The 14,233-nt window shown below is 73.4% G+C and carries 14 protein-coding genes and 1 pseudogene; 11 read left to right on the top strand and 4 right to left on the bottom strand.

Going from position 1 to position 14,233, the window contains the following annotated elements; all coding sequences use genetic code 11:
- Positions 1-82 precede the first annotated feature (82 nt).
- From BJP25_RS28730 to BJP25_RS28685, 10 genes are all read left to right on the top strand, one after another.
- Complete coding sequence (locus BJP25_RS28730) at positions 83-1,105, top strand: DNA cytosine methyltransferase (RefSeq protein WP_233158352.1); 1,023 nt, start codon at positions 83-85, stop codon at positions 1,103-1,105.
- 335 nt (positions 1,106-1,440) lie between these two features.
- Complete coding sequence (locus BJP25_RS28725; RefSeq protein ID WP_075978128.1) at positions 1,441-1,977, top strand: PadR family transcriptional regulator; 537 nt, start codon at positions 1,441-1,443, stop codon at positions 1,975-1,977.
- Positions 1,974-3,956 carry an NADPH-dependent 2,4-dienoyl-CoA reductase gene (locus tag BJP25_RS28720; protein ID WP_075978127.1) on the top strand — a complete coding sequence of 661 codons (1,983 nt, stop codon included), beginning with the start codon at positions 1,974-1,976 and terminating at the stop codon, positions 3,954-3,956. The genes BJP25_RS28725 and BJP25_RS28720 overlap by 4 nt, the downstream gene beginning before the upstream one ends.
- A 396-nt stretch (positions 3,957-4,352) precedes the next feature.
- Positions 4,353-5,600, top strand: coding sequence for an urea ABC transporter substrate-binding protein (urtA, locus tag BJP25_RS28715; protein WP_075978126.1), 1,248 nt, complete (start codon positions 4,353-4,355; stop codon positions 5,598-5,600).
- A gap of 64 nt (positions 5,601-5,664) precedes the next feature.
- Positions 5,665-6,549 carry an urea ABC transporter permease subunit UrtB gene (gene urtB, locus BJP25_RS28710; protein WP_075978125.1) on the top strand — a complete coding sequence of 295 codons (885 nt, stop codon included), beginning with the start codon at positions 5,665-5,667 and terminating at the stop codon, positions 6,547-6,549.
- On the top strand, positions 6,546-7,637 hold the full coding sequence (urtC, locus tag BJP25_RS28705) for an urea ABC transporter permease subunit UrtC (protein WP_084794660.1): 1,092 nt from the start codon (positions 6,546-6,548) through the stop codon (positions 7,635-7,637). Before urtB ends, urtC begins: the two co-directional genes overlap by 4 nt.
- On the top strand, positions 7,634-8,377 hold the full coding sequence (urtD, locus tag BJP25_RS28700) for an urea ABC transporter ATP-binding protein UrtD (RefSeq protein WP_075978124.1): 744 nt from the start codon (positions 7,634-7,636) through the stop codon (positions 8,375-8,377). Before urtC ends, urtD begins: the two co-directional genes overlap by 4 nt.
- Complete coding sequence (gene urtE, locus BJP25_RS28695; RefSeq protein WP_075978507.1) at positions 8,377-9,069, top strand: urea ABC transporter ATP-binding subunit UrtE; 693 nt, start codon at positions 8,377-8,379, stop codon at positions 9,067-9,069. Before urtD ends, urtE begins: the two co-directional genes overlap by 1 nt.
- 1 nt (position 9,070) lies before the next feature.
- Positions 9,071-9,697, top strand: coding sequence for a GntR family transcriptional regulator (locus tag BJP25_RS28690; protein WP_084794659.1), 627 nt, complete (start codon positions 9,071-9,073; stop codon positions 9,695-9,697).
- Positions 9,698-9,811: 114 nt separating this feature from the next.
- The gene (locus tag BJP25_RS28685; protein ID WP_075978123.1) at positions 9,812-10,264 is read left to right on the top strand and encodes a helix-turn-helix domain-containing protein; all 453 of its coding nucleotides are present in this window, start codon (positions 9,812-9,814) and stop codon (positions 10,262-10,264) included.
- A 358-nt stretch (positions 10,265-10,622) separates the two neighbouring features.
- Here the strand turns inward: BJP25_RS28685 and BJP25_RS28680 are convergent, their stop codons facing one another.
- From BJP25_RS28680 to BJP25_RS28665, 4 genes are all read right to left on the bottom strand, one after another.
- Entirely contained in the window at positions 10,623-10,862 is a 240-nt protein-coding gene (locus BJP25_RS28680) for a hypothetical protein (RefSeq protein WP_075978122.1), read from the bottom strand.
- A 106-nt stretch (positions 10,863-10,968) separates the two neighbouring features.
- Positions 10,969-12,030: an LCP family protein gene (locus BJP25_RS28675; RefSeq protein ID WP_075978121.1), complete on the bottom strand. Its 1,062-nt coding sequence runs from the start codon at positions 12,028-12,030 to the stop codon at positions 10,969-10,971.
- A complete protein-coding gene (locus tag BJP25_RS28670; RefSeq protein WP_075978120.1) occupies positions 12,027-12,533 on the bottom strand; it encodes an RNA polymerase sigma factor in 507 nt (168 codons plus the stop codon). The genes BJP25_RS28675 and BJP25_RS28670 overlap by 4 nt, the downstream gene beginning before the upstream one ends.
- An 85-nt stretch (positions 12,534-12,618) precedes the next feature.
- Complete coding sequence (locus BJP25_RS28665) at positions 12,619-12,993, bottom strand: very short patch repair endonuclease (RefSeq protein ID WP_075978505.1); 375 nt, start codon at positions 12,991-12,993, stop codon at positions 12,619-12,621.
- 414 nt (positions 12,994-13,407) lie between these two features.
- On the opposite strand from BJP25_RS28665, the pseudogene BJP25_RS35960 reads away from it, so the two are divergent.
- Positions 13,408-14,223 (top strand): annotated as a pseudogene (locus tag BJP25_RS35960) (S1 family peptidase); the annotation flags it as partial.
- Positions 14,224-14,233: the final 10 nt, after the last annotated feature.

Here is a 14,233-nt window from a genome sequence, read left to right as displayed (position 1 = left end):
GCCGTGCTCCCCGCACCCGGCACGGCGGCGGACGAGCCCTGCCCGCCCGCGGGCCCCGGCCGGCTAGCCTGGCGGCGTGGCGATGACGATGATCGACCTGTTCGCGGGCTGCGGCGGCCTCAGCCAGGGCTTCCGCGCCGCCTTCGACCCCGTCCTGGCGGTCGAGCACGACCACGCCGCCGCGGCCACCTACGCCGCCAACTTCGGCCCCGAGCACGTCCACCAGGGCGACATCGCCACCGTCACCGACGTCCCCGAGGTCGACCTGGTCGTGGGCGGACCGCCGTGCCAGGGCTTCTCCGCCCTCGGCAGCCGCGACGTCGACGACCCCCGCAACGCCCTGTGGCGGGAGTACTTCCGCGTCGTGCGGGCCGCGCGCCCCCGCGCGTTCGTCATCGAGAACGTCGACCGCTTCCTGGGCTCAGCCGAGTTCGCCCTGCTGCGCACCGAGGCCGCCGCCGCGGGCTACGAGCTGAGCTGGGGCCTGCTCCTCGCCGCCGACTTCGGCGTCCCGCAGCGCCGCAAGCGCGCCTTCGTCCTCGGCTCCCGGGTGGGCGCGCTCCCCCTGCCGACCCCCACCCACACCCGCGCGGACTGGGTCGGCGTCCGCACCGCCATCACCGGCCTGCCCGCCGCCCCCGCCTCCACCACCCTGCCCAGCCGCAGCGTGCGCGCCTTCGGCCGCACCCTGCCCGGCGACTTCCGCGGCCTGGACCTGCACGTCGGCCGCAACCCGACCCCGCTGTCGCTGGCCCGCTACCGCGCGATCCCCCCGGGCGGCGGCCGGTTCGACCTCCCGGACGACCTGCTCCCCCGCTGCTGGCGCGAGAAGCGCACGGGCACCACCGACGTCATGGGCCGGATGCGCTGGGACCAGCCGTCGCTGACCATCCGCACCGAGTTCTTCAAACCGGAGAAGGGCCGCTACCTGCACCCCGAGCACCACCGCCCCATCACCCACCTGGAGGCGGCCCGCCTGCAGAGCTTCCCCGACACCTTCCGCTGGCGCGGCTCCAAGATCGAGATCGCCCGCCAGATCGGCAACGCCGTGCCGCCGCTGCTGGCCGGGGCGGTCGCGGCCCGGGTGGCCGACCACCTCGGCTGACGCGGCTCGGGGCCGGCGGGGGTGGGTCAGGGGATTGCGTTGCGGGCCCGGCTTCCTGGGGTGGTCGCGTTCTTCGGAAAACTCGGAAGAACCGAATCGAGGGGCGGCTTCGCCGTCGCTCGTGCTTCGTCGCAGGCTGGCGCGGGTGTACCCCGGGCAAGGGGAACCCTGTTTTCAACGCTACCGGCGGGGGGCGACGGAACTCGACCCCCACCGACAGGGTGTGGACAACTCGGCGGGCTGTGGACGGCTCGGCGGGCTGGGGTTCCGGGGGCGGTCCAGGTCACATAGGCAGCTCGTTGCACTGCACCTCGTTGCATAGCTACGGTGCTCCCATGGCGCTGGAGCACGCGATCCTGGTCTCGCTGGCCGAGCGGGAGGGTTCGGGCTACGAGCTGACCCGGCGGTTCGACAGGTCGATCGGGTTCTTCTGGCGGGCGACGCACCAGCAGATCTACCGGGTGCTCAAGCGGATGGACGAGGCCGGGTGGGTCAGCTCCGTGCACGTGCCGCAGGAGGGCAAGCCGGACAAGAAGGTGTACTCGGTCTCGGCCGCGGGGCGGGTGGAGCTGGAGCGGTGGATCGCCGAGCCCGGGGAGCCCGTGGAGGTGCGGGACGAGTTGGCGGTGAAGATCCGGGGGGCCGCCCACGGGGACCTGGCGGCGCTGCGGGCGGAGGTGGCGCGGCACCGGGACGCGCACGCCGAGCGGTTGGCGCTGTACCGGCGGTTGGCGGACAAGGACTTCCCCGAGCCCGGGGCGCTGAGCGGGACCGCGCTGCACCAGTACCTGGTGCTGCGCGGGGGGATCAGCGCGGAGAGCGGTTTCGTCACGTGGTGCACCGAGGTGCTGGACGCCCTGGAGGGCCGATGAGCGAGTACCCCACCCTGCTGTCCCCCCTGGACCTGGGGTTCACGGCGTTGCGGAACCGGGTGGTCATGGGGTCCATGCACACCGGGCTGGAGGACAGCGCGCGGGACGTGCCGAAGCTGGCCGCCTACTTCGCGGAGCGGGCCAGGGGCGGGGTGGGGCTGATGATCACCGGGGGGTTCGCGCCGAACCGCACCGGGTGGTTGAAGCCGTTCGCGTCGAAGATGACGACCCGGCGTGAGGCGGCGCGGCACCGGGAGGTGACCGGGGCCGTGCACGAGGCGGGCGGCAAGATCGCGATGCAGCTGCTGCACGCGGGCCGCTACGCCTACCACCCGTTCAGCGCCTCGGCGTCGGCGATCAAGGCGCCGATCAACCCGTTCAAGCCGCGGGCGCTGTCCGACCGCGGCGTGGGGCGCACGGTGGACGACTTCGCCAGGGCCGCCGAGCTGGCCCGCGAGGCGGGGTACGACGGCGTGGAGATCATGGGGTCCGAGGGCTACCTGATCAACCAGTTCCTCGCGGAGCGCACGAACAAGCGCACCGACCGGTGGGGCGGGTCGCCGGAGAACCGGCGGCGGTTCCCGGTGGAGGTGGTGCGCCGGGTGCGGGCGGCGGTGGGGCCGGACTTCATCATCGTCTACCGGCTGTCGATGGCCGAGCTGGTGCCGGGCGGGCAGAGCTGGGCGGAGGTCGTCGCGCTGGGCCAGGAGGTCGAGGCCGCGGGCGCGACCATCATCAACACCGGCATCGGCTGGCACGAGGCGCGCGTGCCGACCATCGTGACCTCGGTGCCCCGGGCGCAGTTCACCGGGATCACGGCGGCGTTCAAGCCGCACGTGTCCATCCCGGTGATCACCTCGAACCGGATCAACATGCCCGAGGTCGCCGAGGAGGTGCTGCACCGCGGCGACGCCGACCTGGTGTCGATGGCGCGGCCGCTGCTGGCCGACCCGGACTGGGTGCGCAAGGCCGGGTCGGGGCGCACCGACGAGATCAACACGTGCATCGCCTGCAACCAGGCCTGCCTCGACCACATCTTCGCCAACCGCAGGGCCTCCTGCATGGTCAACCCGCGGGCGGCCAGGGAGACCGAGCTGGTGCTGCTGCCCGCGCGGCGCGCCAAGCGGATCGCGGTGGTGGGCGCCGGGCCCGCCGGGTTGGCCGCGGCGGTGGAGCTGGGGCAGCGGGGGCACTCGGTGGAGCTGTTCGAGGCGCAGCCGGACCTGGGCGGGCAGTTCGCCATCGCCCAGCGCATCCCGGGCAAGGAGGAGTTCGCCGAGACGATCCGCTACTTCACCCGCAGGCTGGCGGTGACCGGGGTCACCGTGCACCTGTCGACCACGGCGACCCCGGAGGTGCTCAACGCCTTCGACGAGGTGGTGCTCGCCACCGGCGTCGCGCCGCGGGTGCCCGCCATCGAGGGCGTCGACCACCCGTCGGTGCTGACCTACGCCGACGTGGTGCGGCACGGCAAGCCGGTCGGGGACACCGTGGCCGTCATCGGCGCGGGCGGCATCGGCGTGGACGTCACCGAGTTCCTGACCCACTCCGGCGCCGACTGGGCCGCGGAGTGGGGCGTGACCGAGCGCGGCGAGCTGACCGAGCCCAAGCCCGCCCCGCCCGCGCGCACGGTGTACCTGCTCCAGCGCAAGCCGGGGCCGATCGGCAAGAACCTGGGCAAGACGACCGGGTGGGTGCACCGGGCGGCGCTCAAGGCCAAGGGCGTCGAGCAGCTGCGCGGGGTCAACTACGAGCGCATCGACGACGAGGGCCTGCACATCACCTTCGGCAAGGAGCGCACGGACCCGCGCACGCTGCGGGTGGACACCGTCGTGCTGTGCGCGGGCCAGGAGCCGGTGCGCGACCTCGCCGACGCGCTCTCCGTGCCGGTGCACCTGATCGGCGGCGCCGACGTGGCCGCCGAGCTGGACGCCAAGCGCGCGATCGACCAGGGGACGCGGCTGGCCGCCACCCTCTGAGCACGCACCCCGCAGGAGCCCGCGCCACCCGGCGCGGGCTCCTGCGTGTTCACAGTGGACACCGCGGCCCCCGCGGTGCGCCGCGCGGACGGCACGCGCCCGCGCGTCGGATGCCTTGTCCCGCAGGCACGGGACCGACGACCGGCGGCCGGGGGCCACAAGACCCTGGCGCCTAGCTGAAACGTTCTCGTGTTACGCCGCACCCCCGTCCCCGTAACGGCGGGACACGTCCCGGAAACCGCCGGGAGCGGTACCGGGAAACATCGCGTCCCTAACTTTCCCGCCAGCACCGCCTGAACACAGCCCGGTCGACACACCTGGACACAGCAGGCCACCGCACGTGCGACCCCCACCCCGGGGCCTGCTCTCCGACACCGACCACCGAAAGGCACCCCTGTGAGCGTTGTGCCCCGGCGCGCCCTGCGCGTCACCGCCCTGTTGTCCACCGCCGTCCTGGTCGCCACGGCGTGCGGGAGCAAGACCGGCGACACCGCGTCGGGTGGTGCGTCCTGCGTGGACACCTCCGGCGACTCCGTCAAGGTCGGGTTCCTCAACTCGCTGTCGGGCACCATGGCCATCAGCGAGAAGACCGTGAACGACTCGCTGAACCTCGCCGTCGAGCAGATCAACGCCGCGGGCGGGGTCAACGGCAAGAAGCTGCAGGTGGTGACCGAGGACGGGGCCTCAGAGCCCACGGTGTTCGCCGAGAAGGCGGGCAAGCTGATCAGCTCCGACTGCGTGGCCGCGGTGTTCGGCGGGTGGACCTCGTCGTCGCGCAAGGCGATGCTGCCGGTGTTCGAGGGCGCCAACGCGCTGCTGTTCTACCCCGTGCAGTACGAGGGGCTGGAGTCCTCGCCGAACATCTTCTACACCGGCGCCACCACCAACCAGCAGATCGTCCCGGCCCTGGACTACCTCAAGGAGAAGGGCGTCAAGTCGCTGTTCCTGGTGGGCTCGGACTACGTCTTCCCGCGCACCGCGAACAAGATCATCCAGGCTTACGCCAAGGCCAACGGCATCGAGGTCAAGGGCGAGGAGTACGCCCCGCTCGGCCACACCGACTTCGCCACCATCGTCAACAAGGTCAAGGCCTCCGGCGCGGGCGCGGTGTTCAACACCCTCAACGGCGACTCCAACGTCGCCTTCTTCAAGGAGTACAAGAACGCGGGCCTGACCGCCGCCGCCATGCCGGTGGTGTCGGTGTCCATCGCCGAGGAGGAGGTCGGCGGCGTCGGCGTCGACAACCTGGCGGGCCAGCTGACCGCGTGGAACTACTACCAGACCGTCGACTCCCCGGCGAACAAGGCGTTCGTGCAGGCGTTCAAGGCCAAGTACGGCGCGGGCCGGGTGACCTCCGACCCGATGGAGGCCGCCTACACCTCGCTGTGGCTGTGGAAGGCGATGGCGGAGAAGGCCAAGTCGTTCGCCCCGGACGACATCAAGAAGGCCGCGGGCGGCACCAGCTACGACTCCCCCGAGGGCACCGTGACCGTCAACGGCGAGAACCACCACATCGCCAAGACCGCGTTGATCGGCAAGGTCGGCACCGACGGGCTCATCTACACGGAGTGGAGCAGCGGCAAGCCGATCGAGCCGGACCCGTTCCTCAAGGGCTACGCCTGGGCGGGCGGGCTGAGCAGCTGACCCGGCGCCCGGGGGCGGGTCCGGCGCGCCGGGCCCGCCCCCGGGCCGAGCATGGAGGTTGTCGATGGAGGCACTGTTCGGGCAGTTGTTCGCCGGGGCGTCGCTGGGGTCGGTGCTGCTGCTGGCCGCGCTCGGCCTGTCGCTCACCTTCGGGCAGATGGGCGTGATCAACATGGCCCACGGCGAGTTCATGATGGCGGGCGCCTACACGGCGTTCGTGGTGCAGGGGGCGATCGGCGACGCGGGGGTGGCGCTGGTCGTGTCGATCCCGCTCGGGTTCCTGGTGGGCGGGGTCCTCGGGCTGGTGCTGGAGATGACCCTCATCCACCGGATGTACCACCGGCCGCTGGACACGCTGCTGGTGACCTGGGGCGTGGCCCTGGTGCTCCAGCAGGTCGCGCGGGACGTCTTCGGCGCGCCGAACGTGGACGTGCGCGCGCCGAGCTGGCTCTCCGGCAGCGTCGACCTGGGCGTGACGGAGGTGGCCGCGTCGCGGGTGTTCATCCTGGCGCTGTCGCTGGCCGCGGTGGGCGGGCTCGCGCTGGTGCTCGCCAGGACCGCGCTGGGCAGGCGGATCCGCGGCGTGGTGCAGAACCGCGACCTCGCCGAGACGGTCGGGATCTCCACCCGGGGCACCGACCGGCTGACCTTCTTCATCGGGTCCGGGCTGGCGGGCGTCGCCGGGGTCGCGCTGACCCTGCTCGGCTCCACCGGGCCGACGCTGGGCACCAACTACATCGTCGACGCGTTCCTGGTGGTCGTCGCGGGCGGCATCGGGCAGGTCAAGGGCACGGTGATCGCCGCGTTCGGGCTCGGGGTGCTGCAAGCGGCGTTCGAGTACTCCACGACGGCCTCCATCGCCAAGGTGGCCGTGTTCGTGGTGGTCGTGGTCTTCCTGCAGGTGCGCCCGCAGGGGATCTTCAGCATCCGGACGAGGAGCCTGGCATGACGGCCACCGAGGACGACCTGGCCCGGCAGGCCCCCGCGCCCGCCGAGCCCGCCGGGCCCGCGCGGCGCCGCGAGTGGCCCACCGCGCTGGGGTTCATCGCCGTGGGGCTGGCGCTGCTGGTGCTCGCGCCCGCGGTGCTCTCGGACTTCCGGCTGGCGCTGCTGGGCCGGTTCGTCTGCTACGCCATCGTGGCGGTCGGCATCGGGTTGGCGTGGGGGCGCGGCGGGATGCTCACCCTCGGGCAGGGGGTGTTCTTCGGCCTCGGCGCCTACGTCATGGCCATGCACCTCAAGCTGGCCGACGCGGGCGCGGGCGGCGTGCCGGACTTCATGAAGCTCTACGGCGACGGGCGGGTGCCGGGCTGGTGGGAGCCGTTCCGCTCGCCGGTGGTCACCCTCGTCGGCGTCGTGGTCATCCCCGGCCTGGTGGCGCTGGGCCTCGGCGCCGCGGTGTTCCGGCGGCGGGTGCGCGGGGCGTACTTCGCCATCCTGTCCCAGGCGCTGGCCGCGGCGTTCGCGATCCTGCTCATCGGGCAGCAGGCGGCGATCGGCGGCACCAACGGGCTCAACGGGTTCAAGTCGTTCTTCGGCTACAACCTGTTCGACCCGGTCAACAAGCGGATGCTGTTCTACATCGCCGCGGCGGTGCTGCTCGTGGTGCTGCTGATCACCTGGCAGCTCTACCGGTCGCGGTTCGGGGAGCTGCTCGTCGCCGTGCGCGACCAGGAGGAGCGGGTGCGCTTCCTGGGCTACGACCCGGCCACGGTGAAGATCGTCGCCTACGTCTTCGCCGCGGTGGTGGCGGGCGTCGCGGGCGCGTTGTTCGTGCCGATCGTCGGGATCATCTCCCCGGCGAGCGTCGGCGTGGTGCCCTCCATCGCCTTCCTCATCGGGGTGGCCATCGGCGGCCGGTCGACGCTGTTCGGCCCGGTCGTCGGGGCCATCGCGGTGGCCTGGGCGCAGACGTCGCTGTCGGAGGCGTTCCCGTCGTTCTGGAGCTACTTCCAGGGCGCGCTGTTCGTGCTCGTGGTGGCGTTCCTGCCGCGCGGGCTGTCCACGGTCGGGTCGCTGCTGAGGAGGAAGGCGTGAGCGGGTCGCTGGAGCTGGCGGGCGTCGGGGTCTCCTTCGACGGGTTCGTCGCGGTGGACGGGGTGACGATGTCGGTGCGCCCCGGGGAGCTGCGGTTCCTCATCGGGCCCAACGGCGCGGGCAAGACGACGCTGGTGGACGCCATCACCGGGCTGGTGCCCGCCACCGGGTCGGTCACCTTCGGCGGGCACGAGCTGGTGGGCAGGAAGGTGCACCGGATCGCCCGGCTCGGCGTGGGGCGCACCTTCCAGACCGCGAGCGTGTTCGAGGAGCTGAGCGTCCTGCAGAACCTCGACATCGCCGCGGGCGCCGGGCGCGGGCCGCTGACGATGCTGCGCCGCCGCTCGGCGGTGCCCGCGGCGGTGGCCGAGGCGCTGGAGGTCGTCGGCCTGGCCGACCTGCGCGACCGGCAGGCGGGCGTGCTCGCGCACGGGCAGAAGCAGTGGCTGGAGATCGGCATGCTGCTGGTGCAGGACGCCAGGGTGCTGCTGCTCGACGAGCCGGTGGCGGGCATGAGCGCGCACGAGCGGGAGGAGACCGGGCAGCTGCTGCGGCGCATCGGCGCCGACCGCACGGTCGTGGTGGTGGAGCACGACATGGACTTCATGCGCTCCTTCGCCACCTCGGTCACCGTGCTGCACGCCGGGAAGGTGCTCAGCGAGGGGACGGTCGCGCAGGTGCAGGCCGACCCGCGGGTGCAGGAGGTCTACCTGGGTCGGGCGTCGGAAGGGGCGCGGTGATGCTGGAGCTGGAGGACGTGCACGTCGGGTACGGCCGCACGACGGTGGTGCACGGCGCCACCGTGTCGGTGCCCGCGGACTCCGTCGTCGCCGTGACCGGGCACAACGGGGCGGGCAAGACGACCCTGCTGCGGGCGGCCGCCGGGCTGCTGCGCCCGTCGTCGGGGCGGGTGCTGCTCGACGGGGAGGACGTCACCAAGCTGCGCCCGCACGAGCGGGTCAAGCGCGGCCTGGCCTACGTCCCGCAGGGCCAGCAGTGCTTCCCGCAGCTGACCGCCGAGGACAACCTGCGGCTGGTGGCCGACACCCGCAAGGACGGGCGGGCGGCCACGGCCGAGGCGCTGGAGCTGTTCCCGGCGCTGACCGCGGTGCTCGGGCGCCGGGCCGGGCTGCTCTCCGGCGGCCAGCGCCAGCAGCTCGCGATCGCCCGGGCGCTGATCACCCGGCCGCGGCTGCTGGTGCTCGACGAGCCCACCGAGGGCATCCAGCCGTCGGTGGTGGCCGAGATCGAGGCGACGATCCGGTCGCTGGCCTCGGGCGCGGGGCTGGCGGTGCTGCTCGTCGAGCAGCACATCGGCTTCGCGCTCTCGGCCGCCTCCCGGTACTACGTGCTGGAGGCCGGGCGGGTCACCGCCAGCGGCGACGGCGGCCCCGCCGCGGTCGACCGGGTCCGCGCGGCGATGGCCATCTAGCGTGCCGGACTCCCTGGGGGACCAGGTCTACCTGCGGCTGCGCGCGGAGGTGCTGGGCACCCGCTGGTCGGTGGTCGACCGGTTGACCGAGCCCAAGCTGGCCCGCTCGCTCGGCGTCTCCCGGACCCCGGTCCGGGAGGCGCTGACCCGGCTGCTGGCCGACGGCCTGGTGCGCCGCCACGACTACGGCTACTCGGTGGTGGTGCCCGACCCGGCCACCGCGCGCGAGCTGTACGAGGTGCGGGCGGCGCTGGAGCTGCGCGGCATCTCCCGGGCGGTCGACGACCCCTGCGCCCGGCACGACCCCGAGCCGCTGGAGGCGGAGCTGGCGCGCTGGCGGGACGCCCGGTCGGTGCCGTCCGGGCCGGAGTTCGTCGCCGCCGACGAGCGGTTCCACCTGGTGCTGCTCTCCAGCGCGGGCAACGCGGAACTGGTCTCGGCGCTGGAACCGGTGGCGCGGCGGCTGCGCTCGGCGCGGGTGCGCGCGTCGGCGGGGCGGGCCAGGGTCGAGGCGGCGGCGCGCGAGCACGTGGAGATCGCCGAGCGCGTGCTGGCCGGGCGGCTGCCGGAGGCCTGGGAACTGCTGCGCGGGCACATCGCCCGCGCGCAGGCCCGCGTGGACGGGTGAGCGGCGGGCGGGTTCCGGGCGGCCGATCCGGCCACAGGACAGCTACAAAAAGCTTCCTGGACCAGGGCGTGTTTCGCGGTCGGGGCACCGAGGGGGCCACGGCATCATCGCCGGGTGCCCGCCGCCCGCGTCCCCGAACCGCAGCTCGACGAGCTGTCCCGGGTGATCGCCGCGGCGCGGGAGGACCGGGGCTGGTCGGTCGTCGGCGCCGCCCAGGAGGCGGACGTGTCCAAGTCCGCGTGGCAGAACCTCGAGCGCGGGCGGCGGTTGGACGGCAAGCCGTTCAAGCCGACCGAGGACCTGGTCGTGGCGGTGGCCGAGGCTCTGGAGCTGGACCCCGCGCGGCTGCTGCGGTTGGCGGGCGTGGTCCCCGGGCGGCCGCGGGGACGGGGGCGGCGGGTGGGACCCGCGTCGCCGAAGGACATCGAGCGGTTGGCGGGGCGGTTGACCGCGCGGCAGCGGGCGGCGGTGGCGGAGCTGATGCGGTCGTTCGTGGAGCCGGAGGACGGGGAAGTGGCGGAGCAGGCGCGGTCGGGGGTCGCGGAGGCGGCCGAGCGCTCGGAGTGAGCCGCTGCGCGGTGCCGGGACTGTTCGGGGGCACGGGTCTGCTGCGCAGACCGTGAAAGAACCGGGACAGGCAGAGCAAAGATCCGGGATTTTGGGGCTTGCCCGGGTGGGTGGTTGCGCTTGACAGGGGCCCCTGCGGCGATCATGTGCTCGGGGTGGGGAAAAGGTGAGGCCTTCGGCCCCACCCCCGGCCGTGGGTAGCACGTGATCGCCTTCCCCTGTCAAGCACAACCACCCACCCGGGCATCCCCGTAGCCGGGCCGCCGGTGTCGTTGTGGTGCTGTTCTTCGGGAAGCTCCTTGGGAAGCGGGAGTGGCGCGGTGTGGGTGGGGGCCGCCGGGGTGGGCGGCCCCCGGGGTCAGGCGGTGGAGTGGTGGCGGGCGTCGTGGAGGGCGTCGGCGAGCATTCCTCGTTCCAGGGTGGCGTCGAGTTCGCCCAGGGGGTAGCAGCGGCCTCGGCGGATGGTGGTCTTGCCGTTCTCCACCGCGTAGGTGCGGTAGAGGACCACCGCGTGGGTGAGGATGCGGCCGGGGGGCAGGCAGCCCTCCTGGGTCAGGAAGTCTTGCAGGGCGGTGTTCAGCGGGTTGTCGTTCGGCATGACGGGCTCCCCAGTTCGGTTGGTTCCAGTAGAGCACCGGGGGGTGTCAATAACCGCTTCCGCTGCAAGGGTTGTGGATGGGCTTCACACGGAAGTGGTTGTCCTGTCAGTCCACGCAGAGGGGGTCGCCACTGGCGGGCAGGGGGGCGCTGGGGGTGGTGGGGGAGGGTTGGGGGGTGAGCTGTTGGGCGGTGAAGGCCTTGGCCTGCGCGGGGTCCACCACGAGGGACCGGGCGTAGGTGACCCAGGGGAGGGTCCTGGTGTCCACTGGGGACTGGGAGGTGAGGGTGGCCGCCAGGGTGAGCAGGTCCCAGCCGGGGTCGGTGGTGATGGCGCGCTGGGCCAGCGAGACGAGCTGGGCGCGCTTCTGGGGGTCGGTGGTGAAGCCCTGCAGGATGAGTTCCTGCGCGAGGTTGCGCAGGAACAGCTGCGCGCGGTCGATGCGGGAGAGGTCGGCTGCCGGGAGGCCGTGGCGCTGGCGGAGGTAGGCCAGGGCGGCGGTGCCGTCGAGGGTTTGGGGGCCCTGGCGGAAGGTGGCGCCGGTGACGGGGTCGCGGGTCGCCTTGGCCACGCAGACGTCCACGCCGCCGAGGGCCTCGACCAGGGGTGGGAGGGATGCGGTGGTCAGGGTGGCCGTGTGGTCGGGGCGGACGCCGGTGAGCTGTTCGACGGCGGTGGCGAGGGCCTGCCTGCCCGCGGACTGGGCGGTGACGTCATCGGCGCCGGACTGCTTTGCGGCGTCGCGGGCGCTCAGGTAGGTGGTGCTGATGCGGACGTCCCCGGTGAGGGCTGGGACGTCGGCGGTGGTGTCGCGGGGGATGGAGACGGCGCGGACGGTGCCGTCGGTGTGGACGCGGCCCAGGACGATGGTGTCCGCGGTGCCGTTGTCGTCGAGGCCCGCCAGGAGCACCGTCTGGGGTGCGGGGGTGGGGGCGGGCTGGGTGGCGATCTGGTTGACGGGGGCGGTCGCGGTGTCGCGGAAGGCCAGGGGCAGCAGGACGGCGGCGAGCACGACGGCGGCGGCCGCGGCGGTGATGACCACCAAGCGGGGCCAGGTGGGCTTGGGGCGGGCGGCCGCGCGCAGGAAGGCCCGGACGGACTCGGGGTCGGCGGAGCGGGCGGCCTCGGCGGCCACGGCCTCGCGGATCAGGTGCTCGTGGTCGGTCATCGCAGTGCCTCCGGGGCGGGCGCGGGGGTGGTGGCGCGCAGGGTGGCGAGCGCGCGGGAGAGGTGGCTGCGGGCGGTGCCCTCCGAGCAGCCGAGGACGTGGGCGACCTGCGCCGTCGTGCAGTCCTCGTAGTAGCGCAGCACCACCGCGGCGCGCTGGCGGCGCGGGAGGGCGGCGATGCGGGCGCGCATGGCGTCGCGCTCGGCGTGCGCGGTGGTGAAGTCCGCGACGGGCGGGGCCACCGCGTCCAGGGCCGCCGAGGACGCCGGGACGTCCCGGGCGGCGCGGCGCCTGCGCCAGGACAGGTACTCGTTGGTCACCATCTTCTTCACGTACAGGTAGGGGGCGTCGACCTCCCCGATGCGGGACCACTTGCGCTGGGCGCGCAGCAGCACCTCCTGCACGACGTCCTGCGCCAGGTCCCGGTCGCAGGTCAGCGCGGTGGCGTAGCGGAGCAAGCGGTCCAACCGCTCGGCGATGAAGTGGTCGAAGCTCTGGCGCACCGTGGCCCTCCTGGCGGTCTGTCGAGTGCGCCCCTGGGAAGCCCGCCACCGCCCCGGATGTTGAACCCCCGGGGTGTGACGGTGCTCACCTGCGCCGTGCGACGACCTCCCGGACGCGCTCGGCGGCCACCGCGGGGTCCTCGTGCTCCCACACCCGCACCACCGCCCAGCCCGACTCGGCGAAGCGGCGGTCGGTGTCGCGGTCGCGGGTGCGGTTCGCCTCGATCTTGGCGCGCCAGAACTCCGCGTTGTTGCGCGGCCAGGTCGCGTGCTCGGGGCACCCGTGCCAGAAGCAACCGTCCACGAACACCGCGACGCGCGCCCGGCCGAACACCACGTCGACCTCGCGGCGCACCCCCGGCAGGGGCTTGCGGTGCACCCGGTAGCGCAGGCCGAGGGCGTGCAGCGCCTTGCGCAGCGCGACCTCCACCCCGGTGTCGCGGGCGCGCTGGCGGCTCATCCGACCCCGGACGGCGTCGCTGGTGGGCAGTGCGGGCACCGGACCATCATCCCTGCGTGACCGGCGGCCGACCCGGTGGGCTCCCTTCGGGTGAACAAGTCCCGCGCACCCCGTGTGACGTGCCACGATGGTGCTCCACACCGGGGCTCCAAGTGGGAATGAAACGGGAACGACGGCCTCCGACCGCCGCCTTGTGGCAGCGGTGACCGACCAGTCACCATTCGTCCGGATAGTCGGGGTCCGCACGAGGAGACCGGCGAGCGCACCGCCCAGTCCACAGTGGTCGGTGCCGGCCACCAGAACCTGCGCCCCGGGGCCGCTGAACCCTGCCGCGGTCCCGGGGCGTTCCCACACGCACCCCCTGCGACTTCCGGGCCCACCCCTGCCAACCGGGTCCCGGGAAAGGAAGAGACTGTGAGCGAGGGCACCAGAAGCGGTTCGTGGTCCAGCCGGATCCGGCGCGCGGCGCTGGTCGTGGCCGGGGCCGCGACCCTGGCCGCGGGCACCGCGGCGCACGCGTCGGCGGCACCGCCCGCCGACGGCGGGACCTACACCCCGCAGGTCGTCGGCGGCACCCAGGCCGCCCAGGGCGAGTTCCCCTGGATGGTCCGGCTGTCCATGGGCTGCGGCGGCGCGATGTACACCGACCAGCTCGTGCTGACCGCGGCGCACTGCGTCAACGGCACCGGCAACAACACCTCGATCACCGCCACCTACGGCGTGGTCGACCTGCAGAGCTCCAGCAAGGTGACCCGGCAGTCGACCTACGTCTACCGCAACCCGGGCTACTCGACCTCCGCGGGCGGTGACTGGGCGCTGATCAAGCTGGCCAGCCCGATCAGCGGCGCGGCGACCCTGCCGCTGGCCACCTCCACCGCCTACGACAGCGGCACCTTCACCGTCATCGGCTGGGGCGCGGCGACCGAGGGCGGCGCCCAGCAGCGCTACCTGCTCAAGGCCCAGGTGCCCTTCGTCGACGACACCACCTGCAAGAGCAGCTACCCGTCGATGAAGACCGCCGTGGAGATCTGCGCGGGCTACCCGCAGGGCGGCACCGACACCTGCCAGGGCGACTCCGGCGGCCCGATGGTGCGCCGCGACGGGGCGGGCAACTGGATCCAGGTCGGCATCGTCTCCTACGGCCAGGGCTGCGCCCGGCCGAACTACCCGGGCGTGTACGCCCAGGTCAGCGCCCTGTCCTCGGCCATCGCCACGCAGGCGGCGCAGCTCGGCGGCGGCA

The sequence above is a fragment of the Actinokineospora bangkokensis genome (genome assembly GCF_001940455.1).
GTDB lineage: Bacteria > Actinomycetota > Actinomycetes > Mycobacteriales > Pseudonocardiaceae > Actinokineospora > Actinokineospora bangkokensis.
The sequence above is the reverse complement of the archived record's forward strand: the minus strand, read 5'-3'. Positions and strand labels throughout refer to the sequence as shown.

What these genes read in the sequence shown, in the direction of transcription:
- BJP25_RS28725 (WP_075978128.1), top strand. Translation starts at nt 1,441, where the DNA reads ATGGCGCTGGAGCACGCGATCCTGGTCTCGCTGGCCGAGCGGGAGGGT.
- urtB (WP_075978125.1), top strand. Translation starts at nt 5,665, where the DNA reads ATGGAGGCACTGTTCGGGCAGTTGTTCGCCGGGGCGTCGCTGGGGTCG.
- BJP25_RS28675 (WP_075978121.1), bottom strand. Translation starts at nt 12,030, where the DNA reads ATGACCGACCACGAGCACCTGATCCGCGAGGCCGTGGCCGCCGAGGCC.
- urtE (WP_075978507.1), top strand. Translation starts at nt 8,377, where the DNA reads ATGCTGGAGCTGGAGGACGTGCACGTCGGGTACGGCCGCACGACGGTG.
- BJP25_RS28665 (WP_075978505.1), bottom strand. Translation starts at nt 12,993, where the DNA reads ATGAGCCGCCAGCGCGCCCGCGACACCGGGGTGGAGGTCGCGCTGCGC.
- BJP25_RS28730 (WP_233158352.1), top strand. Translation starts at nt 83, where the DNA reads ATGACGATGATCGACCTGTTCGCGGGCTGCGGCGGCCTCAGCCAGGGC.
- BJP25_RS28720 (WP_075978127.1), top strand. Translation starts at nt 1,974, where the DNA reads ATGAGCGAGTACCCCACCCTGCTGTCCCCCCTGGACCTGGGGTTCACG.
- urtC (WP_084794660.1), top strand. Translation starts at nt 6,546, where the DNA reads ATGACGGCCACCGAGGACGACCTGGCCCGGCAGGCCCCCGCGCCCGCC.
- BJP25_RS28680 (WP_075978122.1), bottom strand. Translation starts at nt 10,862, where the DNA reads ATGCCGAACGACAACCCGCTGAACACCGCCCTGCAAGACTTCCTGACC.